This is a genomic window from Microbacterium sp. ARD31 (genome assembly GCF_031844425.1).
Window position 1 is genome coordinate 33695 of the sequence record NZ_JAUZVE010000027.1, and the last position, 25974, is coordinate 59668.

Genomic DNA, 25974 nt, shown 5'->3' on the forward strand with positions numbered 1-25974 from the left:
GCGGCCACCGACGCCCCTCTTCCACACCACTCCTCACCATGTTCGGATCCGTCAAATAGCGGGTGGATCCGGAAAGGAAAAACTCCGTGCTCATCGCTCAGCGCCCCACCCTCACGGAAGAGACCGTCGACGAGTTCCGCTCGCGGTTCGTCATCGAGCCCCTGGAGCCGGGCTTCGGCTACACGCTCGGCAACTCCCTGCGCCGTACGCTCCTCAGCTCGATCCCGGGCGCCTCGGTCACCAGCATCAAGGTCGACTCCGTCCTGCACGAGTTCTCGACCATCGAGGGCGTCACCGAGGACATGACCGAGATCATCCTCAACCTCAAGGGCATCGTCGTCTCCTCCGAGCACGACGAGCCGGTCGTGATGTACCTGCGCAAGTCCGGCGCCGGTGACGTCACCGCCGCCGACATCACCCCGCCCGCCGGTGTCGAGGTGCACAACCCCGAGCTGAAGATCGCCACCCTGTCCGACAAGGGCAAGCTGGAGATGGAGCTCGTCGTCGAGCGCGGCCGCGGCTACGTCTCCGCGGTGCAGAACAAGGGTGCCGACAACGAGATCGGCCGCATGCCGGTCGACTCGATCTACAGCCCCGTGCTGAAGGTGACCTACAAGGTCGAGGCCACCCGTGTCGAGCAGCGCACCGACTTCGACAAGCTCGTCATCGACGTCGAGACCAAGCCGTCGATCCGTCCCCGCGACGCGATCGCCTCGGCCGGCAAGACCCTCGTCGAGCTGTTCGGCCTGGCCCGCGAGCTCAACGTCGAGGCCGAGGGCATCGACATCGGCCCGTCGCCCGTCGACGAGCAGCTCGCCGCTGACCTCGCCCTCCCGGTCGAGGACCTGCAGCTCACGGTCCGCAGCTACAACTGCCTCAAGCGCGAGGGCATCCACACCGTGGGTGAGCTCATCTCCCGCTCGGAGCAGGACCTGCTCGACATCCGCAACTTCGGCGCGAAGTCGATCGACGAGGTGAAGGCCAAGCTCGTCGAGATGGGCCTCTCTCTCAAGGACAGCGCGCCCGGCTTCGACCCGCACGCCGCCCTCGCCGCCTACGGCGACGATGACGACGACGCCTTCATCGAGGACGAACAGCTCTGATCTCCCGACCCCGATCACCGGGGTCGTCCACCAAACCGACCGGCGTCCGTCGGTCGTCTACCCGGGTACCTGACACGGCCCGAGAGAAAGTAGGCACCACATGCCCAAGCCCAAGAAGGGTCCCCGCCTCGGCGGCAGCCCCGCCCACCAGCGCCTGATGCTGTCGAACCTGGCCACCGCCCTGTTCGAGCACGGCCGGATCACCACCACCGAGACCCGTGCGCGCCTGCTGCGCCCGGTCGCGGAGAAGCTGATCACCAAGGCCAAGCGGGGCGACCTGCACAACCGTCGCGAGGTCCTCAAGACCATCCGCGACAAGTCGGTCGTGCACACCCTGTTCACCGAGATCGCCCCGACCTTCGCGGAGCGTCCCGGCGGCTACACCCGCATCACCAAGATCGGCCCCCGCAAGGGCGACAACGCCCCCATGGCGGTCATCGAGCTGGTGACCGAGGCCTACAACCCCAAGGCCCCCTCGACCAAGAAGACCGAGAAGGCCGCCGCTGCCGCGCCGGCCGCCGAGGCCGCTCCGGCCGAGGTGGAGGCCGAGGACGTCGACGGTCAGACCGAGGTCGTGGACACCGAGGCTGCCGACGTGGAGACCGCCGAGGCGCAGGCCCAGGGCGACGCCGCGGAGGTCACCGAGGAGCCGGCCGCCGAGGCCGACGCCGAGGAGCCCGCTGCGGAGTCCACCGAGGACGACGCCAAGGCCTGATCCAGGTCCTGTCACGAGGCCCGTCACCCCGTTGGGGTGGCGGGTCTCCGTGCGTCACAGGGTCGCCAGCACGGCGGCGGCGTCGAGGCTGCGGGGAGCACCCCCGGTGGTGGCGAGGTGGCGGGTGGCGGCGACGACCGCCTCGTTCACCGGGGTGGGTACGCCGAGAAGCCGGCCCTGCAGCACGACCTCGCCGCTGAGGTAGTCGATCTCCGAGTCGCCGGTGCCGCGCCGCAGGCTCTGCCAGGTCGAGCCGCCGCGACGCTCCAGGTCGGGGCGGCGCCGGAGGATCGTGCCGCGCCGCGCTGTGTCGTCCTCCGCGGTCACGACCGACAGCCCGGCCGCGGCGAGCACCGCCTCGCCCTCGGCCAGGGCACGCTCGGCGAGCTCGTCGGCGGCCGGGCCCTGGGCGAAGGACGCGTCGACGCCGTTGCCGAGGTTGGTGAGGAGCTTGCGGCGCTTCCAGGCGAGGACGTCGTCGCGCTCCTCGCTCTCGATCCCGGCGCCACGGAGGTCGGCGCGGACGGCCGCGGTCGTGGCGTCGGTGCCGCCGGGGACGCGGCCGATGTCGAGGATCGCCGGCGTGGGGTGGCACGCCGCCACGACCACCCCCGGCTCGAGGTGCGAGGCGGGCAGCATCACGCACACGGCGTACGTCCGGGCGAACAGGCGCAGCACGGCCACCTCGGTGGCGATGCCGTTGGTGGCGCACACCACCGGGGTGTCGAGGGGGGCGTGACGGCGGAGGTCGTCGAGCGCGGTCGCGACCTGGTGCGACTTCACGGCGAGCACGACGACGGTGTCGTCGGTCCACGCGACGTCGGCTGCGGTGTCGGTCGCCGGGACGTCCACGACGTGCCGGCCGTCGCCGGCGTCCAGCACCAGCCCGCCGGCCCTGATGGCCTCCAGGTGCGCACCCCGGGCCACCAGCGTGACGGCGTTGCCGGCGCGGGCGAGCGTGCCGCCGACGACTCCTCCGACGGCGCCCGCGCCGTAGACGACGTACCTCATGCCCCCGACCCTACGAGGGGGACGGCGGTCAGCGGCGCACGCGGAACCGGAGGTGGAGGACGCGGTCGCCCTGGACGACGACGTGGGGGTCGTCGAGGAGGTGCTGGGTGTCGATGGCGCCGAAGTAGCGCTTGCCGGTGCCCATCACGACCGGCACGAGGTCCATCGCGACCTCGTCCACGAGGCCGAGGGCGAGCGCCTGGCCGCCCACGTCGCCCGCGGCCACGGAGACCGTCCGGTCGCCCGCCAGCTCCCGGGCGGTGGCGAGCGCGCGGGAGACGTCGTCGACGAAGTGGTAGGACGCCTCCGGGTGCCAGCCCTCGGGACTGGGCCGGTGCGACACCACGACCACGTGGTCACCCGTGGGGGGACGCCCCTCCCAGCCGTTGGTGATGTCGAAGAGGTGGCGGCCGATCACCATGGCGCCGACGGCGTCCCACACCGGTCGGACGTGGTCGTACGACGCCTGCGACACCCGCAGGCCGCCGGGCGCCGGGTCGTCCATGTCCTGCGCGGAGAGGGGCCGGTCGCCGTTGAAGTACCAGTCGAACAGCGGGCCCGGGTCGTCGTGCGGGTCGGCGATGAACCCGTCCAGCGAGACCACGTTGTGCATCACGACGGTGCTCATCGCGTGCCTCCGTCACCGGCGCGCCAGGTCGGGTCGCGGCCGATGAACCCCATCAGCCTGTCGACGGCGGGAGCGTCGTCCGGCACCGGGACCGCCGGTCCGTACTGACCGGAGTCGCGCAGGAGCTGCTCGATGGGCTGCATGCCGGCGAGCATCCTCGCGGCGTGGTCCTCGTCGAGGGCGGGGTCCAGGCCGCCGGCGCGGGCGAGGTCCCAGGAGTGCATGAACACGTCGGCGGTGTAGAACGTGTCGACGGCTTCGGCGAGCCGGTGGGTGCCGGCGCGGGGGTGGGTGAACGACTCCTCGCCGCGCTCCTCGAGGAGGGCCTGCACCGCCTCGGTCTGGTGCTGCCACGCGGACTGCGGGTCGTCGGACACCGCCGGACCGGCGGGCAGCTCGATCCCGCCGCCGGACAGGAAGCCCGGGAACCACTCGACGAGGTGCGCGACGACGTCGCGTGCGGTCCACCCGTCGACGGGCGAGGGGGCCGACCAGTCCGGTGTCCGCGCGACCAGCCGGCCGAAGTCCCCGGCGACGGCCGCGTGGCGGTCGGCCGGGTTCTCCGCGAGCGCCATCAGATCGCGCCCTCCGCGAGGAGGCGGTCGATGGCGGCGTAGCCGTCGTTGACGCCGACCTCCATGCCGCTGCGGAGCCAGGCGTCGCGACCCTCGAAGGAGTCGCACAGGCTGAATGCGTGCAGGCGGGTGCGGCCGTCGCCGAGGTCCTCGAAGGTCATGGTCTCCAGGGACACCGCGTCGGGCATGCCGTCCCATGTGAAGGTCTGCACGATGCGGTCCTCCCGCACGGTGTGGAAGCAGCCGTGGAACGAGGTCTCGAAATCCTCACGGCCGTCGGTGCCGCGGGCGGTGTAGCGCCAGCTGCCGCCGTCGCGGGCGTCCCAGTGGGTGATGTCGGCACCCACGCCGTCCGGGCCGATCCACTGCGCGTAGAGCTCGGGGTCGGTGTGCGCCCGGAACAGCTGGGCAGGTGTGGCGGCGAAGTCGCGCCAGACGTGGATCGCGGGGACCTTCTCGTCGGGCTCGATGGCGGCCTCGGCGTAGCGGGTCGTGGTGTCGGTGGACTGCACGGTCATGATGCGGTTCCTTCCTGCGGGTGGGCGGTGGGGTCCTCGGCGTCCTGCATCCGCGCGAGCACGGCGTCGAGGCGCGCGAAGCGCTCCTCGGCCTGTCGGCGGTAGCGCTCGATCCAGGCGGTCATCAGGTCGAACACCTCGGCTTCCAGGTGCACGGGCCGGCGCTGCGCGTCCCGGGTCCGGCTCACCAGGCCGGCCTCCTCCAGCACCTTGAGGTGCTTGGAGACGGCCTGGAGGCTGACGTCGTACGGCGCGGCGAGGTCGTTGACCGTGTGGTCGGACTCCGTCAGCCGGGCCACCATGTCGCGCCGGGTGGGATCGGCGAGGGCGGCGAAGACGCGGGAGAGCTGGTCGGTCACGAGGCACCTTCTTCAACTGATCGGTTGAATAGAAGGTAGGACGATGGCCGGCCTTTGTCAACCATCAGGTTGACCAAGGCTCGGCCCGCGGCGGCGGCGTCCGTCGGGCAGCCGCCTAGGATCGTGGGGTGCGCCTGCGGATCGACTGTGCCTATGACGGCGCCGACTTCTCCGGCTGGGCCGCCCAGCCCGGGCTGCGCACCGTCCAAGGCACCCTGGAGGCCGCCCTGGCCACCGCGCTGCGTCTGGCGGAGGTCCGGGTCACGGTCGCCGGGCGCACGGACGCCGGCGTGCACGCCCGCGGCCAGGTCGCCCACCTCGACGTCGAGCCCGGCGTGGTGACGGCGTCCGCCGGTCGGTCGAGCGACCCGCCGCTGGAGGCGCTGGCCCGCCGGGTCGACGGCATCCTCCCGCCCGACCTGCGCGTCCGGCGGGTGTGCGAGGCGCCGCCGGGCTTCGACGCCCGCTTCTCCGCGGTCTGGCGGCGGTACGCCTACCGCGTCGCCGACACCCAGGGGCTCGCCGACCCCCTCGTGCGCGGCTTCGTGCTGTCCTGGGGCCGCCCCCTCGACGTGGGGGCGATGAACGAGGCGTCCGTCCCCCTGCTCGGGCTGCGGGACTTCGCCGCCTTCTGCAAGCAGCGCGAGGGCGCGACCACGGTGCGCACCCTGCTCGACCTCTCGTGGCGCCGCGACGACGCGGGGCTCGTCGTCGGCGACGTGCGCGCCGACGCGTTCTGCCACAACATGGTCCGGGCGCTGGTCGGCAGCCTCCTCGCCGTCGGCGAGGGCCGCAAGCCGGTCGGCTGGCCCGCCGAGGTGATGGCCGGGCGCCGGCGCGACGCCGGCGTGCGGGTCGTCCACGCGCACGGCCTCACCCTCGAGGAGGTCGGCTACCCCGACGACACCGAGCTGGCCGCGCAGGCCGACCGAGCCCGAGCCCGACGAGAGGCGATCGATGCCTGAGCACTACTTCTCCGCCGACCCAGCCGTGCCGTTCGAGCGGGAGAGCTTCACCGCCGAGCTGTGGGGCCACGAGCTGACCTTCGAGACCGGCTCCGGCGTCTTCAGCCGGGGTCACCTCGACCACGCCACCGCGGTGCTCTTCAAGGAGCTCGAGGCGCCGGTGCAGGGCCAGTTCCTCGACCTCGGCTGCGGCTACGGCGTCATCGGGCTCGCCATCGCGAAGGCGGTCCCGCTGGCCAACGTCACCGCCGTCGACGTCAACGAGCGGGCCCTGCTGCTGGCCAACGAGAACGCCCGCGCGGCCGGCCTCGACTCACGCTTCGTCGCCTGCACGCCCGAGCAGGTGCCGGGCAACCAGGTCTTCGACGAGATCTGGTCGAACCCCCCGATCCGCATCGGCAAGGAGGCGCTGCACGAGCTGCTGCTGACCTGGCTGCCGCGGCTCGCGCCCGGCGGGCGGATGGTGATGGTGGTCGGGAAGAACCTCGGCGCCGACTCGCTCCAGCGGTGGCTCACCGACCAGGGCTGGCCGACCGAGCGCCTCGCCAGCAGCAAGGGCTTCCGGGTGCTGGAGACGCGGCGCGCCGGCTAGGGCCTCCCGTCCACGAACATCCGCAGCCGCGTGTGCGTGCTGCCCGGGTCCTGGGGCAGGTGCCCGTTGACTGCCCGGCAGACCCAGCCGAGCCGCATCGCGACCCGGGCGGCGTCACGCAGGTCGACACCCGCGTAGCGCTCCTCGAACGGGCGCAGGTACGCCGCGAGGTGGGGCTCGAGGTCCTCCGAGCCCTCCTCGTCGTCCACGCCCCACGCGATGACGCCCTCCAGCGTCACCGACAGCGTGAAGAACGGGTGGGAGACGCACGCGTCGCCCCAGTCGAGGACGTGGGCGCGGCCGTTCGGCACGAAGACCTGGCCGTCGTGCAGGTCGTCGTGCTGGACGGTCTCGCGGATGCCGTGGGCCGCCAGCCGGGCGCACAGCTCCTCGATCACCTCGGGCCCGGGCAGCCGCGGGTCGGGGTCGACCAGCTCCTCCAGCAGGTCGGCGTACGCGTCGGGGAGGGTGGACAGCCGTCGGTCGGGCAGCCCGAGGGCGAGCAGGGCGTCGACCTCGTCATCGCACGCGAGCTGGATGCGGGCGTAGGCCTCCAGCACCTCGGGCCAGCGGTCGAGGCTGCGTTCCTCCGCGACGACCTCGCGCAGTCGCGGTGCCATGTCGCTCATCAGCATCCAGCCGGTGGTGGGGTCGAACGCCATCGGCCGGGCGACCCGCTGTCCCGAGCGGGGTGCGAGGAACGCGGTGACCGCGGCCTCGTGGCGCATCGTCTCGTCGTTGGCCTTGAACCACACCACGGCGTCGCGCGTCGTGACCCGCATGACCGTCGACCAGTCGGTGACGTGCGTCTGCTCGATCCGCAGCACCGGTCCTGGGAGGGTGTCGTCGAGCTGCTCGTGGATCCAGGCGTGCGCCGCGGCCAGGAAGGCCGGCTCGCGCCACCGCTGCTCGAGGTCGGACATGGCGAGCATTCCAGCCGGTGCCGGGGTGTGGGGGCAACGGATTTCAGGCTGGGCGGGTCGCGACCAGGACGCCGATCTTGTCGATGCGGTGCTCGGGGTTGTCGAACTCGTCGGCCCAGTAGTTGCCGGCCGCGTGGTCCTCGATCGTGGCGCAGGTCGACAGCGTGATCATCGCCCGGGTGGCCTCCTGGCCCGGCCGGCCCGGCACCTCGGCCCGCTGGGCGCGGAGGGAGGCGGGCTCGCGGAACGACGTCCAGCGGGTGCGTCGCACCTCGTAGACGAAGACGGTGTCGCCGGTGCGGACCAGGATCCGGTCGCCACGGCGCAGGGACGGCGAGTACCGCAGGGGAGCGGGACCGGTCAGGCGGTGGCCGGTGACGATGTAGTTGCCGACCTCGCCGGGTCCGGTGCCGCCACGGGGGCCGCGCGGTGACGCCATCTCACCGGCGTTCTGGATGTCGGTGCCGGGGGCGTCGTCGGGGGACCCGGGATAGCGGACCACCGGGAAGTCGCGCAGCCCGATCGCGGGGACCGAGACGAAGGAACGCCGCGGCTCGGGTCGTGCGGGCTCCGGCTCGGGCTCCGGGGTGGACGACGGCGACGGGGCGGACGACGCGCTGGGAACGGGGTCCGTGGTGGGGGAGGAGCTCGGCTGCGCGGGCGCCGACGTCGTACGACGCTCGCCGGGCGCACCGCGGCGTGGCTCGTCGGCGGCGCAGGCCGCGGTGGCCGCGACCGCCGCCGCGGCCACGAGACATCCTGCGAGGACGCCGATCCGGCCTGCCACCCGTTCCACGGTACGCAGGCGCTGGTCGTCAGCCGAGATGGACGGGCAGGCGCTCCACGCCGTGCACGATGGCGAGCTCGGTGAAGCGCAGGTCGGCCGGGTCGCAGGCGAGGGTGAGGTCGGGGAACCGACGGGCGAGGGCGACGAGCGCGGTGCGCAGCTCCATCCGGGCCAGCTCGGCGCCGACGCAGCGGTGCAGGCCGTGGCCGAAGGCGAGGGTGCCGGGGGCTGCCGAGGTCGGGTCGAAGCGCGCGGGGTCCGCGTGTCGCGCGGGGTCGCGGCCGGCGCCGGTGAGCGAGACGAGCACGATGTCGCCCTTGCGGAGCACGCGGTCGCCGACGGTGACCTCGTGCCGGGCGACGCGGGGGAAGGCGACCTGCACCGGGCAGACGAAGCGCAACAGCTCCTCCACGACCCGGTCCACCTCGTGGGGCTCGCCGCGGCGCAGCGTCGCCCACGCGTCGGGGGACTGCAGGAGCACGTAGGTGCCGAGCGAGAGCATGCTCGCGCTGGTCTCGTAGCCACCGAGGAAGACGCCGTCGGCCAGCCCGCCGAGCTCGACGTCGTCGAACTCGTCGCCGTGGTCGGCGACCATCCGCGAGACCAGGCCCTCGGGCAGGTGCGGCGCGCGGCGCTCGGCGGCCACCAGGTCGATGAGGTACTGCCGGGTGCCGGCCGCGGTGTCGAAGATGCCGGCCCCCGCGTCGCGGAGGTCGAACCGGGCGGCACCGCGGCGGCGGAACTCGTCACGGTCCACCTCCGGCATGCCGAGCAGGTCGCAGATGACCCCGAACGGCACGGTGAACCCGAACCGGCGGACCAGGTCGACCTCCGGCCCGTGCGCCGCCATGTCGTCGAGGGCCGCCTCGACCACGCGATCGATGTCGGCCTGCAGGTCGGCGAGCCGGCGCCGCGTGAAGTACGGCGTCAGCACCGACCGCAGCCGCCCGTGGTCGGGCTGGTCGGTCATGCCCAGGCCGCCGATCCGCTCCGCGGGGGCACGGTCCTGGCGGCCGATCAGGCCGCGCACGTCGTTGGCGAAGGAGTCGGAGTCGGCGAGCACCGCGCGGGCGACGTCGTACCCGGTCACGAGCCAGACGCGGACACCGAGCAGGCGGACCAGGGGCACCACGTCGCCGCTGACCCGGCTGGCCTCCAGCCGGGCGACCGGGTCGACCCCGTCTCGCTGGAGCGGGTACCGGACCCGCGCCGGGATGCGGCGGCTCGAGGTGACCGCGACGCGAAGTGCCCGGGTCCGGAACGAGGTCGTCATGGTCCAAGTCCACCCGTTCGGCGCGGCCTGCGCCATCGGGATTCTCCCCGGCCATCACCCAGGTCCGCCTCGGGGTGACCCCCGGACGCCCCCACCCGTTCGGTCCAGGCGGCAGGATGGGGCCCATGGCCTACGACGCAGCCTCCGACAGGTACGACGACGCGACCGGCACGCCCTACCGCTTCACCGGCAGGAGCGGACTGAAGCTGCCGGCCCTCTCGCTCGGCCTCTGGCAGAACTTCGGGACCGACCGTCCCGAGGAGACGCAGCGCGCGATCCTGCGTCGCGCGTTCGACCGCGGCGTCACCCACATCGACCTGGCCAACAACTACGGCCCGCCCTACGGCCGTGCCGAGGAGAACTTCGGCCGCTACCTCAAGGACGACTTCAAGCCCTACCGCGACGAGCTCGTCATCTCGACGAAGGCGGGCTGGGACATGTGGCCAGGCCCGTACGGCCAGGGCGGCGGCTCGCGGAAGTATGTCCTGGCCTCCCTCGACCAGTCGCTGGCGCGGCTCGGGCTCGACTACGTCGACATCTTCTACAGCCACCGCTTCGACCCCGAGACGCCGGTCGAGGAGACGATGATGGCGCTGGACACCGCAGTGCGCTCCGGGCGCGCGCTCTATGCCGGCATCTCGTCGTACTCCGCGGCGAAGACGCGGGAGGCGGCCGGGATCGCCCGCGACCTGGGGACGCCGCTGCTGATCCACCAGCCGTCCTACAACATGCTCAACCGCTGGGTCGAGGGCGGCCTGCTCGACGAGCTGGAGCAGCAGGGGATGGGGTGCATCGTCTTCTCGGCCCTCGCGCAGGGGCTGCTCACCGACCGCTACCTCGACGGCGTGCCGGCCGACTCGCGCGCGGCCCGCGACGACTCGACGCTGACCGGGCTGAACGAGGAGGTCCTCGACCGGGTCCGGGGGCTCGACGAGATCGCCTCCCGACGGGGACAGAAGCTGGCCCAGCTCGCCCTCCAGTGGGTGCTCCGCGACGACCGGGTCACCAGCGCGGTCATCGGCGCCTCCAGCGTCGAGCAGCTCGACACCAACCTCGACGCCCTCGCGTTCGCCCCGCTGACCGACGACGAGCTGGCCGAGATCGACCGCTACGCCGTCGAGTCGGGGATCAACCTCTGGGCGAAGCAGACCGAGGAGTGAGCGCGCCGCTGGGTCCGACGCGCGTCGTGGTCGTCGGTGCGGACGCCGCGGGCATGTCCGCCGCGCACCAGGCGCTCCGCACGGCGCGCCGCACCGGCCGCGAGCTCGCGGTCACCGTCCTCGACCGGGGCGCCCACACGTCGTACAGCGCGTGCGGGATCCCGTACTGGATGGCCGGCGAGGTGGGCAGCGGGGACGACCTGGTGGCGCGCACCGCGGAGGAGCACCGCGCGGCCGGGATCGACCTGCGCCTGGGCGTGGAGGTGGTCGCGGCCGACCTGCGCGGGCGCACTCTCACCACGGGCACGGGCGAGGTCGTCGGCTTCGACGAGCTCGTCGTGGCGACCGGTGCCCCGGCCGTGGTGCCCGACTGGGCCCGGCGCGACGACGGGTCGCTGCACGGCCGGGTCGGGGTGGTGAAGACCCTCGACGACGGCGCCGCGTGGCTCGATCGGTTCGCGGCCGCCGGTGACGACGCGCACGTGGTGGTCGTGGGGGGCGGCTACATCGGCGTCGAGGTGGCCGAGACCGCGCTGCGACGCGGCCTCGGCGTCACGGTCATCACGCGGGGCCGCGGGATGTCGATGCTCGAGGACGAGCTCTCCGACCGGGTCAACGCCGCCCTCGTCGCGGCCGGCGCCGAGCTGGTGCTGGGGTCCGAGGTCACCGGCCTCGACCTCGACGGCGACACCGTCACCGGCGTGCACTGGGACGGCGGGAGCCGAGAGGCCGACCTCGTCGTGGTCGCGATCGGCATCCTCCCGGCCACCGGGTTCCTCGACGGCGCGGACCTGCCGATGGCCGCCAACGGCGCGTTGCGCCCGGACCCGCACGGCCGGGTGGCCGAGCACGTGTGGGCGGCCGGCGACTGCTGCGAGGTGCGCCGCCGCCTCGACGACCAGTGGGTCTACCGCCCGCTCGGGACGTACGCCACCAAGCACGGTCGTGCGCTCGGCGACAGCCTGGCGGGCGGAGCGCTCGCCTTCGACGGCATGGTCGACACCGCCATCACCCGCTTCTCGGTCGGCGAGGTCCACCTCGAGATCGCCCGCACGGGCCTCTCGCGCGCCGACGCGGAAGCGGCCGGCCACGACCCGGTCGCGCTGCTCACCGAGGGCACGACCGCGAGCGGCTACATGCCCGAGGCCGAGCCGATCGCCATCTGGGTCATGGCCGACCGCACCACCCGGCGCCTGCTGGGGGTGCAGGTGGTCGGCGGGCACGGCGCCGGAAAGCGGATCGACACCGCCGCCGCGGTGCTCTGGGCCGGGGGCACCGTCGACGACCTGGCATGGATGGACCTCTCCTACGCGCCGCCCTTCGCGACTGCGTGGGAGGTCCTGCAGGTGGCGGCGCGGCGGGTCGCCGAACGGCTCTGAGCGGAGGACCTGCCTCCGGGTGGGGAGGGTCTCGCCAACGGCTGCGTCGCGGCCTACGTTGGGAGGTCGTCCCCACCGGACGAGCCGTTCGGCAATCACCCACTAGGAGATCCCTGTGAGCAGACATCTTCGGTGGTCCGTGGCGCTCGGCGCCGCGGCCCTTCTCCCGCTCGGAGTCCTCGCCCCCGTCGCCACCGCGACGTCCGCCGCCCCGAGCGCAGCACGCACCCACGCACAGCACGAGCTCGTCGAGGTCCCGGCCCGGGCCGCGCTCCGCGACGCCGTCGACCCCAGCGAGTGCACCACGACGCTCCTCGACGACTACATCGACGGCCTGCTCGCCGAGATGACCGACGAGCAGTTCGCCTTCCTGGTCGCCCACCAGGACGTCCTGCTCGCCATGCCGACCTACGAGGCGCTGTTCTTCGGCAGTCCCGACGACCCCGACTTCGCGCTCGACTCGCACGCCCGCCAGCTCACCAACACCTACCGCGACCTCCAGCGGTTCTGGGACATCGAGTCCGACGACATCCAGCTGATGGCCATGCACCCCGACGGCCTGCTCGACGCGGACCGGATCGCCGCGACGCTGACCCTGATGGTCCAGACCGGGGAGCTCGACCCGATGACGCCCGCCGAGATCACCGAGGAGGCCGAGACGGTCGCGGCGTTCATGCAGGCGCAGGGCGACTTCTACCTGAACCCGCTCTGGACGCTCAACGCGTACGCTTTCAGCGGGGAGGGGGAGAGCGACCCGGTCATCGCCGCGCTGCCCGACAAGCTGGTCTTCGGCGACGGCATCCTCGAGGCCTACGACGCCATCGGGCTGGGCGACGTCGGACCGCGGGTGATCATGGCGCACGAGTTCGCCCACCACGTCCAGTACGAGCTCGGCACCTTCGACAGCGGACCGAGCGACCCGGCGGAGGCCACGCGGCGCACCGAGCTGATGGCCGACGCGATGGCGTCCTACTACGCCACGCACAAGAAGGGGCTCGCGCTGAACCGCAAGCGAGTGGCCGACGCGCTGCTGAGCTTCTACACCGTGGGCGACTGCCAGTTCGCCAGTCCCGGCCACCACGGCACGCCGCTGCAGCGCGAGCGTGCCGCGGACTGGGGCGCCGACCTGGCGGCGGCCGCGAGGCCGCGCAGCATGGTGCTGCCGGCCGAGACGGTGGTCGAGCTGTTCGACGCCGCGCTGCCCGGGATCGTCTCCGGCAGCTGACCCGCACCACCACCGCCCCCGGCCACCGGCCGGGGGCGGTGTCGCGCGACGCACAAACCCCTTGCCGCCCTCACGACAATGAGCCCATGGACCTCGAGATCCTCCCGCTCGCGCAGCGCCCGGACCTGATGGACGTCTTCTGGGACATGGAGACCTCGTGGCCGGAGTTCATGAAGCACGACCCGATCGGGAACTCCTACTACGCCTGCCTCGAGGAGTACTTCCTCGACTACGTCCTGGTCGCCCTCGACGGCACCGGACGGATCGTCGCCAAGGCGTTCAGCGCACCGTTCCGGCTCCCCGACGGCGACCTGCCCGACAACGGCTGGGACTTCGCCCTGCGCAACGCGCTGCTCACGCGCATCTGGGGAGAGGAGCCCGACGCCGTCACGGCGGCGGAGATCGCCATCGAGCCCGCGCTGCAGGGCACGGGCCTGTCGGGCGTCATGCTGGCCGCGCTGCGCGACAACGCCGGGCGGCTCGGCCATCGCGAGCTGCTGGCCCCGGTGCGGCCCAACGGCAAGACGGACGTCCACGAGCCGATGTCGGCGTACGCCTTCCGCACCCGCGACGACGGCCTGCCGGTCGACCCGTGGCTGCGCGTGCACGTGCGTGCCGGCGGCGTCATCGACCGGGTCGCCCCGCGCTCGATGGTCATCCCTGGCACCGTCGAGGAGTGGCGCGAGTGGACGGGTCTGCCGTTCGACACGACCGGGCCCGTCGAGGTGCCGGGCGCGCTGGCTCCGGTGATGTGCGACGCCGAGCACGGCGTCGCGGTCTACGTCGAGCCGAACGTGTGGGTCCGGCACGCCACTGGGGTGTGAGGCTCAGGCGCCGTCGATCGCCTTGCGCACCTCGTTGACGCACAGCGCGAGGAAGGCCAGGGCGCACAGCACCATCAGCACGTTGGAGTGCAGCTTGTTGCGCCACTCCGCGGGCGTGCGGTCGGTGTTGAGCAGCCAGATCAGCGTCACCGCGAGGAACGGCATGAAGAAGGCGCCGAGCACGCCGTAGGCCAGGATCAGCCAGACCGGCTTGCCGAGGAACATCATCGTCATCGGCGGGAACGTCAGCCACAGGATGTAGGCGCGGTACCACTTCCCGCCCGCACGGGCGTCCTCCGCGGGGCCGTTCGTCACGTGGGTCACGAAGTCGGCGAACATCAGGCTGACGCCGTTCCAGACGCCGACCAGCGACGACATTGCGGCCGCCCAGAAGCCGAGCAGGAACAGCTTGCCCGCCCAGTCGCCGTACCGGTCCTGCAGGACGACGCCGAGGTCGAGCAGACCGGCGTCGCCGGACTCGATCGCGACGCTGGTGGAGTACAGCAGCTCGGCGCCGACGACGAGGGTGGCGAGCACGAAGATGCCCGTGACGACGTAGGCCACGGTGTTGTCGATTCGCATGACCCGCATGTAGCGCGGGGTGCTCCAGCCCTTCTCGCGCAGCCAGTAGCCGTAGGCGGCCAGCGTGATCGTGCCGCCGACGCCCCCGGCGAGGGCGAGGGTGTTGACCAGGCCGTCGTCCGGGATCCGCGGCGCGAGGCCGGTGAGCAGCTCACCGAGGTTGGGCAGCGTCAGCAGCGCCGCGCCGACCATCGTCACGAACATGACGCCGACGAGCGCGGCGAGGACCTTCTCGAACACGCTGTAGCGACCGGTCCACACGAGCACGAGACCGAGCAGGCCGGAGAGGATGCCCCACCAGGTCGTCGAGAGCCCGCCCAGCAGCCCCTGGAGGGCGAGACCGGTGCCGGCCATCGCGGCGGCGCCGTAGACGAACCCCCAGACCACGATGTAGGGCCCGAAGTACCAGGTCGTCCACGCGCCCAGGCTGCGCCAGCCCTCGAAGATGGTCCGTCCGGTGGCGAGCGAGTAGCGGCCCGCCCCCTCGACCAGCACGATCTTCATCACGCAGCCCACGACCACGCACCACAGCAGCGTGTAGCCGAACTTCTGACCCGCGATGAGGGTGGCGACCAGGTCGGCCGCGCCGACGCCGGTCGCCGCGACCACGAGGCCCGGTCCGATGATGCGCCACCGGGGGACGGTGCTCTGCTCGGTCGAGGTGGTGTCAGCCATGACCAGCACCCTAACCCCGGTCTAGACCGTTGCCGGGCGGCTGCGGTGGCGATAACCACGCGACGCGGGACGGGGCGGCTTGCGAGAATCCTCCGCGTGGGACACGTGGACGTTGCCGGGGTCAGGTACGAGCTTCCCGACGGGCGGGTGCTGCTCGACGACGTGAGCTTCCGTGTCGGCGACGGCCAGAAGGTCGCGCTCGTCGGCGCCAACGGCGCCGGCAAGACCACGCTCCTGCGCATCGTCACCGGCGACCTCACGCCCCACGCCGGCGTCGTCACCCGCTCCGGCGGCCTCGGCGTGATGCGACAGTTCGTCGGCCACGGAGGTGGCGACGAGACGGTTCACGACCTGCTGCTCAGCGTCGCTCCGCCCCGCGTGCGGGCCGCGGCCGAGGCGGTCGACGCCGCCGAGCTCGCGCTGATGGACACCGACGACGAGGCCAGCCAGATGGCGTACGCCACCGCGCTCGGTGAGTACGCCGACGCCGGCGGGTACGACGTCGAGGTGACGTGGGACGTGTGCACCACCGCGTCGATGGGCATGCCGTTCGACCGGGCGCGGCACCGCCTGCTGAGCACCCTGTCGGGCGGCGAGCAGAAGCGGCTGGTGCTGGAGTACCTGCTCCGCGGGCCCGACCAGGTGCTGCTGCTCGACGAGCCCGACAACTACCTCGACGTCCCCGGCAAGATCTGGCTCGAGGACCGGATCCGCGAGTCGCCCAAGACCATCCTGTTCATCAGCCACGACCGCGAGCTGCTGAACAACACCGCGACCCGGATCGTCACCGTCGAGCTCGGCAGCGCCGGCAACCTGGTGTGGACCCACCCCGGGGGGTTCGCCAGCTACCACGAGGCGCGCAGCGACCGCTTCGAGCGGCTCGAGGAGATGCGCCGGCGCTGGGACGAGGAGCACGCCAAGATCAAGGCGCTGGTGCTGCGGCTCAAGATCAAGTCCGAGTACAACGACGGCATGTCCTCGCAGTACCGCGCCGCCCAGACGCGGCTGAAGAAGTTCGAGGACGCCGGGCCCCCGACCGAGCAGCCGCGCGAGCAGCAGGTGACGATGCGGCTCAAGGGCGGTCGCACCGGCAAGCGCGCCGTGGTCTGCACCGACCTCGAGCTGACCAACCTGATGAAGCCCTTCGACCTCGAGGTCTGGTACGGCGAGCGGGTCGCCGTGCTGGGCTCGAACGGGTCCGGCAAGTCCCACTTCCTGCGGCTCCTCGCCGCGGGAGGCAGCGACCCCGACATCGAGCACCGGCCCGTGGGCGACCCACCCGCGCCGGTGGCGCACACCGGCAACGCGAAGCTCGGGGCCCGCGTGCGCCCGGGGTGGTTCGTGCAGACCCACGAGCACCCGGAGCTGGTCGGCCGCACCCTCCTGGAGATCCTGCACCGCGGCGACGGCCGCCCGGACGGGCGGGCCGGCATGGGCCGCGAGGCGGCGAGCCGGGTGCTCGACCGCTACGAGCTCGCGCACGCGGGGGAGCAGACCTTCGAGTCGCTCAGCGGCGGCCAGCAGGCGCGCTTCCAGATCCTGTTGCTCGAGCTGTCGGGCGCCACGCTGCTCCTGCTCGACGAGCCGACCGACAACCTCGACGTGCAGTCGGCGGAGGCGCTCGAGGCCGGGCTGGAGGCCTTCGAGGGGACGGTGCTCGCCGTGACCCACGACCGGTGGTTCGCCCGCGGCTTCGACCGGTTCCTGGTCTACGGAGCGGACGGCGAGGTCTACGAGTCCGACGGTCCCGTGTGGGACGAGGGCCGGGTGAGCCGCGCGCGATGACGCCGGACATCTCGCCACTCGATCCCGACGACGACGCGGCGCTCGCCGCCTGGCACCACGTCTACCTCGTCTCCGCCCGCCACGAGCTCGGCGAGGTGGCGACGCCGTGGCAGCGCGAGGAGGTGCGCGCGATGCTGCAGGACACCGGCTCGCGCGCCCGCAGCCTCGGCTGGTCGGCCGTCCTCGACGGCGAGACGGTGGGGGCGGGCTGGCTGCGCACGCCCCTCCTCGACAACCTGGCGCTGGCCGAGCTCGACGTGCACGTGCTGCCGTCGGCGCGGCGGCGCGGGGTGGGCTCGGCGCTCCTCGCGCGGCTGGAGTCCGAGGCCGCGGCCCGCGGACGGCGGGTGATGACCGGGCTGGCGTCCTGGCCCTACGACGCCGGCTCGGCCGGCACCGGTGCCTCCGGACCGGAGTTCGCCCGGGCGGTCGGCTTCGAGCTCGCGCTGTCGGAGGTGCAGCGCGAGCTGGCGCTGCCCGTCGAGGACCGGGTGCTCGCCGGGCTCGCCGACGACGCCGCCCGCGCCCACGGGGCGTACACCCTGCGGTCGTGGTCCGGGCCGGTGCCCGACGACCTCCTCGACGGGTGGGCGCGGCTCACCTCGACGCTCGTCACCGAGGCGCCGACCGGCGACCTGGAGGTCGAGCAGGAGGCGGTGAGCACCGACGCGGTCCGCGAGCAGGAGGCGATGCTCGAGCGACAGGGTCGCACCAAGTACAACACCGTCGCGCTGTCCGCCGACGGCGACCTGGTCGCCTACTCCGACCTCGCCACGACGATCCACGAGCCCGGCCGGGCCTACCAGTGGGGGACGCTGGTCCATCCCTCGCACCGCGGCCACCGGCTGGGCGTCGCGGTCAAGGTCGCGAACCTCCGGCTGCTCCAGGCCGAGCGCCCCGACATCGTCCGCGTGACGACGTACAACGCCGAGCTCAACCGCCACATGATCGGGGTCAACGAGGCGATGGGCTTCCGACCGGTCGCGCGGCTGGGGGACTTCCAGAAGAAGCTGGGCTAGCCAGCCTGTGCGGCGACGGCCGCGAAACGGTCCAGGTACAGCGGCCAGCCGTCGGCGGCGTCCACGCCGTCGCGCAGGGACTCCCACCCGTCCCCATGACGTTCGAGGTGCCGGTGGATGAGCGTGACGCGGGTGCCGTCGCCGTCGGCGGTGAAGGTCACCTCGACCTCGCTGACGCGGTCGGAGTCGTCGGTGGTCTGCCAGTCCGGGCCGATGTTCCAGCTGAACGTGAACCGGTTCGGAGGGTCATAGGCCAGGACGGTGCCCCACTGGCACTGGGTGCCGTCCGTTCCGAGGTCGATGATGCCGCCGCCCACATGCGGTTCGACGACGGTCTCGGCGATGGGGACGGCGAGCAGGTTGTGCTCGCGCGGCTTGATGCGGTCGAGCTGCAGGAACGCGTCGAACGCTGCCTGCGGCGGCACCGCGACAGTCACCTCGTGACGCAGCTCGGATTGCGGTTCGTTCTGAGGTTCGCTCATCGGTCCTCCTGGGTCAGGGTGTCGAGCTGGTGGAGCGTGGAGCTCCAGAACGCGTCGAGCTCCCGCCGGTAGCGGGCCAGGCGGGCGGCATCGAGCGAGTACACCCGCCGCGTCCCCTGCGCCTCGTCGTGCACGAGTCCGGCGTCCTTCAGCACCTTCAGGTGCTGGCTGACAGCAGGGCGGCTCACCGGTAGCTCGTCCGCCAGCTGGGTGACCGAGCACGGGGCAGCGGAGAGCCGTTCCACGATGCTGCGACGGGTGGGGTCGCCGAGGAGCGTCCACGGGTCCAGCGGTGCGTCCGATGCGTAAGCGGTCACGAACGGTAAGTTACGACTTACCAAGAGGGCTGGTCAAGGACCCGCTACAGGTGGGCCCGGGCGGTAGGGACGACAGGGGCCGGCTCAATCCACCGAGCCGTCGTGCTCGCCGAGCTGCACGGCGTGCCCGGCGCGGATGCTGGCCGCCACCTCCTCGAGCTCGGTGTCGGACACGGCTGCCAGCCCCCGGCCGTGCAGCTGCTCGCGCAGGGTCTGGAGCACGTCGACGTCGGGCGTGCGGGCGTAGCGCGTGGCGGTGGCGTCGATCGCCTCCTGGGCCACGTCCTGCACGGGCGCGCCCAGGTCTCCGTGGATCTCTGTGAACTCCATGCAGGTCCGGTACCCCGGTGCCGCGATCCGATCCGGCTCACGATCGCTCAGGTGAAGGCGCTGACGCCGGTCTCGTCGCGCCCGATGATGAGCTTCTGGATCTGGGAGGTGCCCTCGTAGAGGGTCATCACCCGGGCGTCGCGGAGGTACTTCGCGACCGGGAAGTCGTCGACGTAGCCGGCGCCGCCGTGGACCTGGACGGCGTTGTTGGCCGCGCGGACCGCGGCCTCGGAGGCGAACAGCTTGGCCTTGGAGGCGGCCACGCCGTGGGGTTCCCCGCGGTCGATGAGCGCGGCGCACCGCCAGGCGAGCAGGCGGGCGGCGTCGGCGTCGACGGACATGTCGGCGATGAGGTCCTGCACGAGCTGGAAGGACGCGATCGGGCGGCCGAACTGGGTGCGCTCGGTCGCGTAGGCGACCGATGCCTCGAGGCAGCCCTGGACGATGCCGACGCAGCCCGACGCGACCGCGAGACGCCCCTTGTCGAGGGTGCCCATGGCGATCCTGAAGCCCTGCCCGACCTCGCCGAGCCGCGCGCTGTCCGGCACGCGGACGTCGTGGAGGAACAGCTCGGCGGTCGCCTGGCCCCGCAGCCCCAGCTTGCCCCGGACCTCGCGGGCCTCGAAGCCGGGCGTGTCGGTGGGGACCAGGAACGCCGTGACGCCGCGCGGGCCGTCGTCGCTGGTGCGCGCGAAGACCAGCGCGACGTCGGCCCAGGTGCCGTTGGTGATGAACAGCTTCTGCCCGTCGATCACCCAGTCCGCGCCGTAGCGGGCGGCGCGCGAGGTGAGGTTGCCGGCGTCGGAGCCGGTGCCGGGCTCGGTGAGGCCGAAGCAGCCGAGCCTCGTCGCGCTGGCGAGGTGCGGCAGCCACTCCTGCTTCTGCTCCTCGGTGCCGTGGGCGAGGATCGACTTGCCCACCAGTCCGCTGCTGACCGAGACGATGCCGCGCAACGCCGAGTCGGCGCGGCCGAGCTCCTCCATGGCGAGCGAGTACGTCACGTAGTCGCCGCCCACGCCGCCGTACTCCTCGGGGATGGTGAGCCCGAAGAAGCCGAGCTCGGCCATCTTGGGCACGATGGCGAGGTCGACCGCCTCGTCGTGGTCCCACTGCATGCGGTGGGGGACCGCCTCGCGCTCGAGGAAGTCCCGCGCCAGCGCGCGGAAGGCCTCCTGCTCCTCGCTGAGCGACAGGTCCATCAGCGCTGCCTCACGCGAGCGCGTCGACGAGGTCGTGGTCGTCGACGCGCGACGCCAGCCGCGCCAGGTGGTGGCCGCCGTTGCCGAGCCACTGCTCGAGCACCTCGAGGTGCGCGGTGCCGACGCCGACGGTGTACTCGGCCGTCATGCCGATGCCGCCGTGCAGCTGGATCGCCTCCTGGCCGACGTGGCGGCCCGTGCGGCTGATGACCAGGCCGACGCGGTCGGCGGCGTCGGCCACCGCCGCCGGGTCGCCGCCGGCGATGGTCATCGTCGCCCAGTCGACCATGCTCTGCGCCAGCTCGAGGGAGACGTACATGTCCGCGGCCCGGAAGGTGAGCGCCTGGAAGGTGTTGAGGGTGACGCCGAACTGCTTGCGGCTCGTGAGGTAGCCGGTGGTCGCGCGGACCTGGGTCTGCATCACGCCGAGCGCCTGGTTGGCACCCATGATCCGGGTGAGGTCGCTGATCGTCGCGATGCTCGCGCCCAGGTCCCGGCCCGGCTCGCCGAGCGGCGTCGCTGCCGTGCCGCTGAGGCGGACGGTGGCCGCGCGGGTGAGGTCGGCGGCGACGTAGCCGGTGCGCTCCACGTCGTCGCCGGCGACGAGGAAGGCGCCGGTGCCGCCGCCGGGCAGGGCCGCCGTCACCACGAGGCGGTCGGCACGGGCTCCGCCGACGACCGGGTCGGCGACCCCGTCGAGGGTCCAGGAGTCGCCCGCGAGCGAGGCGCGCACGCCGTCCGTCCCCGAGGTCCAGCGCGCCCCGGGCGAGGTGTCGGCGGCGGCGAGCACGATCTCCCCGGCGCTCAGCCGGCCGAGCAGGTCGGCCCGCTGCTCCGGGGTGCCGAGCGCGGCGACCAGCCCGCCGGCGTGCACGACGCTGGAGAGGTAGGGCTCGGGCGCGAGCACGCGGCCGAGCTCCTGGCACACGATGCCGATCTCGACGGGCCCGGCGCCCACGCCGCCGTCGTCCTCGCTGAAAGGCAGGCCCAGCACGCCCATCTCGGCGAGGCGGCCCCACAGCGCCTCGTCGAAGCCCGGGTCGGCGGCCACGGTGCGGCGCCGCGCCTCGTGGTCGGCGTACGCCGTCGCGAGGAGGCCGCGGACGGCCTCGCGGAGGGCCTGCTGCTCGTCGTCGTAGGTGAAGTCCATGGTCGGCTCCTCAGGGGGGCGGGCTCAGAGGCCCAGGATCGTGCGGCTGATGATCTGGCGCTGGATCTCGTTGGACCCGCCGTAGATCGACGCCTTGCGGAGGTTGAGGTAGGTGGGCGCGGCCCGTCGCGCCCAGCCGGCCTGAGGGGAGTCGTCGTCGGCCCGGGCGGCCAGGGACGCCGGTCCGGCGAGGTCGAGGGCGAGCTCGCTGACGGCCTGCTGGAGCTCGGTGCCGCGGAGCTTCAGGACGGAGGACGCCGGGTGGGGCGCGCCGTCGGTGGAGTGCGCGACCACGCGCAGCGCGGTGAGCTCGAGGGCGAGCAGGTCGGTCTCCAGCTCGGCGATCCGGGCACGTACCAGCGGGTCGTCGAGCAGGTCGCCGGCGTTGGCCTTGAGCGCGGCCAGCGCCCGCTTGGTGGCGCCGACCGGCGCCACGCCGACCCGCTCGTTGCCGAGGAGGAACTTGGCGATCGTCCAGCCGCCGTTGAGCTCGCCGACCAGCAGGTCGCCGGGCACCCGGACGTCGGAGAACCACACCTCGTTGACCTCGTGGCCGCCGTCGATGAGCTCGATGGGACGGACCTCCACCCCGGGGGTCGTCATGTCGATGAGCAGCATCGAGATGCCGGCCTGCTTCTTCACCTCGGGGTCGGTGCGCACGAGGGTGAAGATCCAGTCGCCGTGCTGTCCGAGGGTCGTCCAGGTCTTCTGCCCGTTGACGACCCAGTCGTCACCGTCGCGGACCGCGCTCGTCCGCAGGCTCGCCAGGTCGGAGCCGGCGTCGGGCTCGGAGAAGCCCTGCGACCACCAGATGTCGAGGTTAGCGGTGGGCGGGAGGAACCGCTCCTTCTGCTCCTGGGTGCCGAAGTGCGCGATGACCGGGCCGATCATGGAGGCGTTGAACGCCAGCGGGACCGGCACGCCCGCGCGCTGTATCTCCTCGTGCCAGAGGTGTCGCTGCAGCTCGGTCCAGTCCTGCCCGCCCCACTCGACCGGCCAGTGCGGCACGGCGAGGCCCTCGGCGTTGAGGATGCGCTGCGACTCGACGATCTGGTCCCTGGTCAGGTGGCGCCCCTCGAGCACGGTGTCCCGGATCTCCTGGGGGACCTTGGTGGTGAAGAGCTCCCGCAGGCGGTCACGGAACTCGGCGTCGGCGGGGCTGAGCTCCAGCTGCATGTGACTCCTCGGGTGGGGTGGGTGGCCCCATCATGTCGGTTGCCCGGTAACGGGTCAGCCGTTCGTGGCGTCGCTGTCCAGCACGAGCTGGGCGGTCTGCTCCTCGCCGTCGCTGGTCCAGGTCACGCTCACCGTGTCGCCGGGGCGGTAGGACCGGATCGTGGCGACCAGCGAGTTCGCGTCGGAGATGCGCTGGTCGTCGACCTTGCTGATCACGTCGCCCGGGGCCAGCCCGGCCTTGTCTGCGGTCGACCCGGGCGTCACCTCGCGCACGACGGCGCCGGTCTCGTCGGGGGTCTGGGGGTCGCCGACCTGGATGCCGAGCCGGGCGTGGGTCGGGGTCTCGCCCTTGGCCATCTGGTCGACGATCGGCATGACCTCGTCGATCGGGATGGCGAAGCCGAGACCGATCGACCCGGCCTCGCCCGAGCCGTACGGCGACTGCGAGGCGGCCGTGCGGATCGAGGAGTTGATGCCGATGACGGCGCCCGTCATGTCCACGAGCGGCCCGCCGGAGTTGCCGGGGTTGATCGCGGCGTCGGTCTGGATGGCGGGGTACGTCGTGGAGTTGCCCTGGTCGTCCGAGCCCACGTTGACCGGGCGGTCGAGCGCGCTGACGATGCCGCTGGTGACCGTCGCGTCGAGGCCGAACGGCGAGCCGATCGCCACCACGGCCTCGCCGACGCCCAGGTTGGCCGACTTGCCGATCGTGGCCGGCGTGAGGTCCGAGACGCCCTCGGCCTTGATGACGGCGGTGTCGGTGAGCGGGTCGGTGCCGAGGATCTCGGCGTCGGCGCTGGTGCCGTCGTCGAAGGACACCCTCAGCGAGCCACCGGCCTCGACCGTCTCGACCACGTGGTTGTTGGTCAGGATGGTGCCGTCGGCGGTGAGCACGATGCCTGACCCGGACGCACTGCCCTGGGAGCCGGTGACGTCGATCTTGACCACGCTCGGCAGCACCTTCTGGGCGACCGACTCCACGGAGCCGTCCGCGGCCGGCTCCTGGGTCTGGCTGACGGTCGAGGTGGACGGGGTCCGGGTGCTCGCCGTGGCTGCCGGGTCGTCCTGGGTGGCGTCCCACAGGGCCGCCCCGCCGATCCCGGCGCCGCCACCCACGAGCAGCGACGTGGCGACGACCATCGCCGCCAGGCCCGTGCGCCGTCGGCGCGGCGCCGGCGGCTCCTGGGCACCGACACCCCCGCCGGACCCGCCACCGGACCACTGGGTGGTGGCGTGCTGGTAGGGGTCCTGGCCGGGCTGGTGAGCCGGGCCTCCGGGCTGGTGGGGGGTCTGGTGGTCGCTCATGCCTCCGAGCGTGCGCCGCGACCCTGTGGATGCCCTGAGAACGCGCTGGGAAGGTGCAGAGACCTCGCCGGTCCGCGGTGCGGGGATGCCGGCGCGGATCATCGAGGCAGGTCCGGGAGGGCCAGCCACTGCGCCCAGGTGAGGTCGCGTCCGACGTACCGCGGGCGCTCGAGCGGCCACGCCTCGGCGATCCAGCGCGGCACCAGGTCGTCGAGGGCCTGCTCGAGCTCGGTGCCGACGCACTCGTCGACGACCCACCAGGAGATCTCGGCGTCCGCGCCCGGCTTCTCGGGCGGGTCGATGTAGACGCACCCGAGCAGGGCGGTCTCGTCGGTGTCGAACAGGGCGTAGTTGAAGGACTCGTGGGTCTCCATCTCCGCCGCGTGGCGGGCGAGGTCGGCCCGGTCGGCCTCGGCCGACATGTCGGCCGGCGGCCAGCCCCAGGCCTCCCCGTAGATGCTCCACAGGCGCTCGCGGGACCCCATCACCGCGACCATGTCGAGGTCGGTGTCGTCGGGGCTGATCGGTCGCAGGTGGTGGCCGAATGGGACCTCGACCCGGGTCGGGTGGCGGAAGTCCGCGGGGAGCCAGGCGGCGGTGGCGGGCTCGGTGTCGTTCATGGGTTCCTCTCGATCAGCCGGCCAGCGCCGGTGCGCCGGCGAGGCGGCGCAGCGCGGCCAGCCCGCGACTGGTGTTGGACTTGACGGTGCCGGGCGAGCAGCCGAGCACGACGGCGGTCTCGGCGACGCTCAGGCCCTCGTAGAACCTGAGCGCCACCGCGGCCCGCTGCTGGGCCGGCAGGTCGAGGACGAGGCCCCACAGCTCGTCCTCGACCTCCGGCACGGCGGTGTCGGGCCCGATCCGCTCCGGCAGGGTGTCGGTGGGGCGCTCGTCGCGCCGCCACGGCTGGCGCTGCCAGCTGACGTGCTGCCGGGTGATGGTGCGGCGGACGTAGGCGTCCGCCGCGGCCAGGTCGCGGATCGCCTCCCAGTGGGGGAGCACCCGCACCAGCGAGGCCTGCAGGAGGTCCTCGGCGGTGTGCGGGTCGCCGGCCACCATCCGCGCCCAGCGGAGCAGCGCGGGCCGGCGCGCGGCGACGTACGACGCGAAGCTGGACCCGTCGTCCGTGGCGGCGACGACCCGCAGGTGCTCGGACACTCAGGCCTCGCTGGTCCGGAGCAGCCCGAGGGCCACGACGGTCAGCCAGACCGGGCCCGTCATGCCGGCCATGTACTGCGCCGGGCTGACGAGGAAGAACGCGGTGAGCCCGCCGAGGACGACGCTGGTCCAGCCGATCCAGCGCGGGTAGGCGCCGCGCCGCAGCGACGCCGCGGCCAGGGCGAGGGCCGTGAGCCCGGCCCCGCCCCACAGCCACGGCACGGTGCCGATCCAGTGGCCGAAGAACGTCACCGACTCGGGAGCGATCGCGCCGTCGGGTGCCTGGAAGGCGAACGCGAACTCGGTGGTCAGCCCGGCTCCCATCAGCTGGGCGACGGCGACGAGGCCCAGCCCGCCGGCGGCGACTCCGGGCAGCAGGCTCTCGGTGCCGGTGCGGCGACGCAGCTGGCGGTGCAGTCCGGCGGCGAACACCACCAGGAGCGCGCAGGAGACCATCGTGGCGGTGTGGAAGACGAGGAGCTGGGGGACCAGCTCCGACATGGCGTCGGCGACCTTCTGCGGGTCTCCGTAGTTGTCCTCGTCGTAGACGGCCCCGCTCATCGAGCTGCCGACGATGGAGGCGATTCCGGCGAGGCCGGCCCCGACGCCGGCGAGGACCCAGCCCCTGCCGGGGCGGGGTGCTGGCGGGTCGGACGGGTCGTGGGTGGACGGGCTGACAGGGTCGAGCGTGGCGCTCATGGCGGCTCCAGGTGACGTTCCGGCTGACGTGGCGGCACCGGTGTGCCGCCCGACCAGACT

General features: G+C 72.8%; 29 protein-coding genes. 10 read left to right on the top strand and 19 right to left on the bottom strand.

Annotated elements, in window-relative coordinates; genetic code table 11:
* The first annotated feature begins 86 nt into the window (after positions 1-86).
* Together Q9S36_RS35720 and rplQ are read left to right on the top strand one after the other, a co-directional pair.
* Positions 87-1103, top strand: a complete 1017-nt coding sequence (locus Q9S36_RS35720; protein WP_056599781.1) for a DNA-directed RNA polymerase subunit alpha — start codon at positions 87-89, stop codon at positions 1101-1103.
* A 100-nt stretch (positions 1104-1203) separates the two neighbouring features.
* On the top strand, positions 1204-1818 hold the full coding sequence (gene rplQ, locus Q9S36_RS35725; protein ID WP_311289540.1) for a 50S ribosomal protein L17: 615 nt from the start codon (positions 1204-1206) through the stop codon (positions 1816-1818).
* A gap of 54 nt (positions 1819-1872) precedes the next feature.
* Here rplQ and Q9S36_RS35730 read toward each other — a convergent pair whose 3' ends face one another.
* Genes Q9S36_RS35730 through Q9S36_RS35750 form a run of 5 tightly spaced genes read right to left on the bottom strand, consistent with a single transcriptional unit; the run spans position 1873 to position 4909 of the window.
* Positions 1873-2829, bottom strand: a complete 957-nt coding sequence (locus tag Q9S36_RS35730; RefSeq protein ID WP_311289541.1) for a 2-dehydropantoate 2-reductase — start codon at positions 2827-2829, stop codon at positions 1873-1875.
* A 28-nt stretch (positions 2830-2857) separates the two neighbouring features.
* Positions 2858-3457, bottom strand: coding sequence for a dihydrofolate reductase family protein (locus Q9S36_RS35735; RefSeq protein WP_311289542.1), 600 nt, complete (start codon positions 3455-3457; stop codon positions 2858-2860).
* Positions 3454-4032 (bottom strand): TIGR03086 family metal-binding protein, encoded by a 579-nt coding sequence (locus Q9S36_RS35740; RefSeq protein ID WP_311289543.1) that lies wholly within the window; start codon positions 4030-4032, stop codon positions 3454-3456. Before Q9S36_RS35740 ends, Q9S36_RS35735 begins: the two co-directional genes overlap by 4 nt.
* Positions 4032-4550, bottom strand: a complete 519-nt coding sequence (locus tag Q9S36_RS35745; protein ID WP_311289544.1) for an SRPBCC family protein — start codon at positions 4548-4550, stop codon at positions 4032-4034. The genes Q9S36_RS35740 and Q9S36_RS35745 overlap by 1 nt, the downstream gene beginning before the upstream one ends.
* Positions 4547-4909 (bottom strand): metalloregulator ArsR/SmtB family transcription factor, encoded by a 363-nt coding sequence (locus Q9S36_RS35750; protein WP_311289546.1) that lies wholly within the window; start codon positions 4907-4909, stop codon positions 4547-4549. The genes Q9S36_RS35745 and Q9S36_RS35750 overlap by 4 nt, the downstream gene beginning before the upstream one ends.
* A gap of 128 nt (positions 4910-5037) precedes the next feature.
* Here Q9S36_RS35750 and truA point away from each other — a divergent pair, with 128 nt between their 5' ends.
* Complete coding sequence (gene truA, locus Q9S36_RS35755; protein ID WP_311289547.1) at positions 5038-5874, top strand: tRNA pseudouridine(38-40) synthase TruA; 837 nt, start codon at positions 5038-5040, stop codon at positions 5872-5874.
* Complete coding sequence (locus Q9S36_RS35760) at positions 5867-6466, top strand: methyltransferase (protein WP_311289548.1); 600 nt, start codon at positions 5867-5869, stop codon at positions 6464-6466. Before truA ends, Q9S36_RS35760 begins: the two co-directional genes overlap by 8 nt.
* On the opposite strand, the gene Q9S36_RS35765 is transcribed toward Q9S36_RS35760, so the two are convergent.
* From Q9S36_RS35765 to Q9S36_RS35775, 3 genes are read right to left on the bottom strand one after another with little or no spacing between them, the layout of a single operon-like run.
* The gene (locus tag Q9S36_RS35765) at positions 6463-7389 is read right to left on the bottom strand and encodes an aminoglycoside phosphotransferase family protein (RefSeq protein ID WP_311289549.1); all 927 of its coding nucleotides are present in this window, start codon (positions 7387-7389) and stop codon (positions 6463-6465) included. The two genes, Q9S36_RS35760 and Q9S36_RS35765, sit on opposite strands and share 4 nt — an antisense overlap.
* Positions 7390-7432: 43 nt before the next feature.
* The gene (locus tag Q9S36_RS35770) at positions 7433-8176 is read right to left on the bottom strand and encodes a class E sortase (protein WP_311289550.1); all 744 of its coding nucleotides are present in this window, start codon (positions 8174-8176) and stop codon (positions 7433-7435) included.
* A gap of 28 nt (positions 8177-8204) precedes the next feature.
* Positions 8205-9449, bottom strand: a complete 1245-nt coding sequence (locus tag Q9S36_RS35775) for a cytochrome P450 (protein ID WP_311289551.1) — start codon at positions 9447-9449, stop codon at positions 8205-8207.
* Positions 9450-9574: 125 nt separating this feature from the next.
* Between Q9S36_RS35775 and mgrA the strand changes: the two genes are divergently transcribed.
* The 4 genes from mgrA to Q9S36_RS35795 all read left to right on the top strand — a co-directional run bounded on the left by mgrA (position 9575) and on the right by Q9S36_RS35795 (position 14037).
* The gene (gene mgrA / locus Q9S36_RS35780; RefSeq protein WP_311289552.1) at positions 9575-10609 is read left to right on the top strand and encodes an L-glyceraldehyde 3-phosphate reductase; all 1035 of its coding nucleotides are present in this window, start codon (positions 9575-9577) and stop codon (positions 10607-10609) included.
* Positions 10606-11988, top strand: coding sequence for an FAD-dependent oxidoreductase (locus tag Q9S36_RS35785; RefSeq protein WP_311289553.1), 1383 nt, complete (start codon positions 10606-10608; stop codon positions 11986-11988). Before mgrA ends, Q9S36_RS35785 begins: the two co-directional genes overlap by 4 nt.
* A gap of 115 nt (positions 11989-12103) precedes the next feature.
* Positions 12104-13213, top strand: a complete 1110-nt coding sequence (locus Q9S36_RS35790; RefSeq protein ID WP_311289554.1) for a hypothetical protein — start codon at positions 12104-12106, stop codon at positions 13211-13213.
* Positions 13214-13299: 86 nt separating this feature from the next.
* On the top strand, positions 13300-14037 hold the full coding sequence (locus Q9S36_RS35795; protein ID WP_311289555.1) for an N-acetyltransferase: 738 nt from the start codon (positions 13300-13302) through the stop codon (positions 14035-14037).
* Between the two features lie 3 nt (positions 14038-14040).
* Here Q9S36_RS35795 and Q9S36_RS35800 read toward each other — a convergent pair whose 3' ends face one another.
* Positions 14041-15294 (bottom strand): Nramp family divalent metal transporter, encoded by a 1254-nt coding sequence (locus Q9S36_RS35800; protein ID WP_311289556.1) that lies wholly within the window; start codon positions 15292-15294, stop codon positions 14041-14043.
* Between the two features lie 96 nt (positions 15295-15390).
* On the opposite strand from Q9S36_RS35800, the gene Q9S36_RS35805 reads away from it, so the two are divergent.
* Both Q9S36_RS35805 and Q9S36_RS35810 read left to right on the top strand, forming a co-directional pair.
* Complete coding sequence (locus tag Q9S36_RS35805) at positions 15391-17079, top strand: ATP-binding cassette domain-containing protein (RefSeq protein WP_311289557.1); 1689 nt, start codon at positions 15391-15393, stop codon at positions 17077-17079.
* Entirely contained in the window at positions 17076-18098 is a 1023-nt protein-coding gene (locus Q9S36_RS35810) for a GNAT family N-acetyltransferase (RefSeq protein WP_311289558.1), read from the top strand. Before Q9S36_RS35805 ends, Q9S36_RS35810 begins: the two co-directional genes overlap by 4 nt.
* On the opposite strand, the gene Q9S36_RS35815 is transcribed toward Q9S36_RS35810, so the two are convergent.
* From Q9S36_RS35815 to Q9S36_RS35860, 10 genes are all read right to left on the bottom strand, one after another.
* The gene (locus Q9S36_RS35815) at positions 18095-18580 is read right to left on the bottom strand and encodes an SRPBCC family protein (protein ID WP_311289559.1); all 486 of its coding nucleotides are present in this window, start codon (positions 18578-18580) and stop codon (positions 18095-18097) included. The two genes, Q9S36_RS35810 and Q9S36_RS35815, sit on opposite strands and share 4 nt — an antisense overlap.
* Positions 18577-18897: a metalloregulator ArsR/SmtB family transcription factor gene (locus tag Q9S36_RS35820; RefSeq protein WP_311289560.1), complete on the bottom strand. Its 321-nt coding sequence runs from the start codon at positions 18895-18897 to the stop codon at positions 18577-18579. Before Q9S36_RS35820 ends, Q9S36_RS35815 begins: the two co-directional genes overlap by 4 nt.
* Positions 18898-18981: 84 nt before the next feature.
* Complete coding sequence (locus tag Q9S36_RS35825; protein ID WP_311289561.1) at positions 18982-19227, bottom strand: hypothetical protein; 246 nt, start codon at positions 19225-19227, stop codon at positions 18982-18984.
* A 47-nt stretch (positions 19228-19274) separates the two neighbouring features.
* Positions 19275-20426 (bottom strand): acyl-CoA dehydrogenase family protein, encoded by a 1152-nt coding sequence (locus Q9S36_RS35830; RefSeq protein ID WP_311289562.1) that lies wholly within the window; start codon positions 20424-20426, stop codon positions 19275-19277.
* A gap of 10 nt (positions 20427-20436) precedes the next feature.
* Positions 20437-21576, bottom strand: coding sequence for an acyl-CoA dehydrogenase family protein (locus tag Q9S36_RS35835; protein WP_311289563.1), 1140 nt, complete (start codon positions 21574-21576; stop codon positions 20437-20439).
* 24 nt (positions 21577-21600) lie between these two features.
* Positions 21601-22752 carry an acyl-CoA dehydrogenase family protein gene (locus Q9S36_RS35840; protein ID WP_311289564.1) on the bottom strand — a complete coding sequence of 384 codons (1152 nt, stop codon included), beginning with the start codon at positions 22750-22752 and terminating at the stop codon, positions 21601-21603.
* Between the two features lie 54 nt (positions 22753-22806).
* The gene (locus Q9S36_RS35845) at positions 22807-24057 is read right to left on the bottom strand and encodes a trypsin-like peptidase domain-containing protein (protein ID WP_311289565.1); all 1251 of its coding nucleotides are present in this window, start codon (positions 24055-24057) and stop codon (positions 22807-22809) included.
* A gap of 98 nt (positions 24058-24155) precedes the next feature.
* Complete coding sequence (locus Q9S36_RS35850; protein WP_311289566.1) at positions 24156-24677, bottom strand: GNAT family N-acetyltransferase; 522 nt, start codon at positions 24675-24677, stop codon at positions 24156-24158.
* Positions 24678-24690: 13 nt separating this feature from the next.
* Positions 24691-25215 (bottom strand): SigE family RNA polymerase sigma factor, encoded by a 525-nt coding sequence (locus Q9S36_RS35855; protein WP_311289567.1) that lies wholly within the window; start codon positions 25213-25215, stop codon positions 24691-24693.
* Positions 25216-25914: a hypothetical protein gene (locus Q9S36_RS35860; protein WP_311289568.1), complete on the bottom strand. Its 699-nt coding sequence runs from the start codon at positions 25912-25914 to the stop codon at positions 25216-25218. It lies immediately after the preceding gene.
* Positions 25915-25974 lie beyond the last annotated feature (60 nt).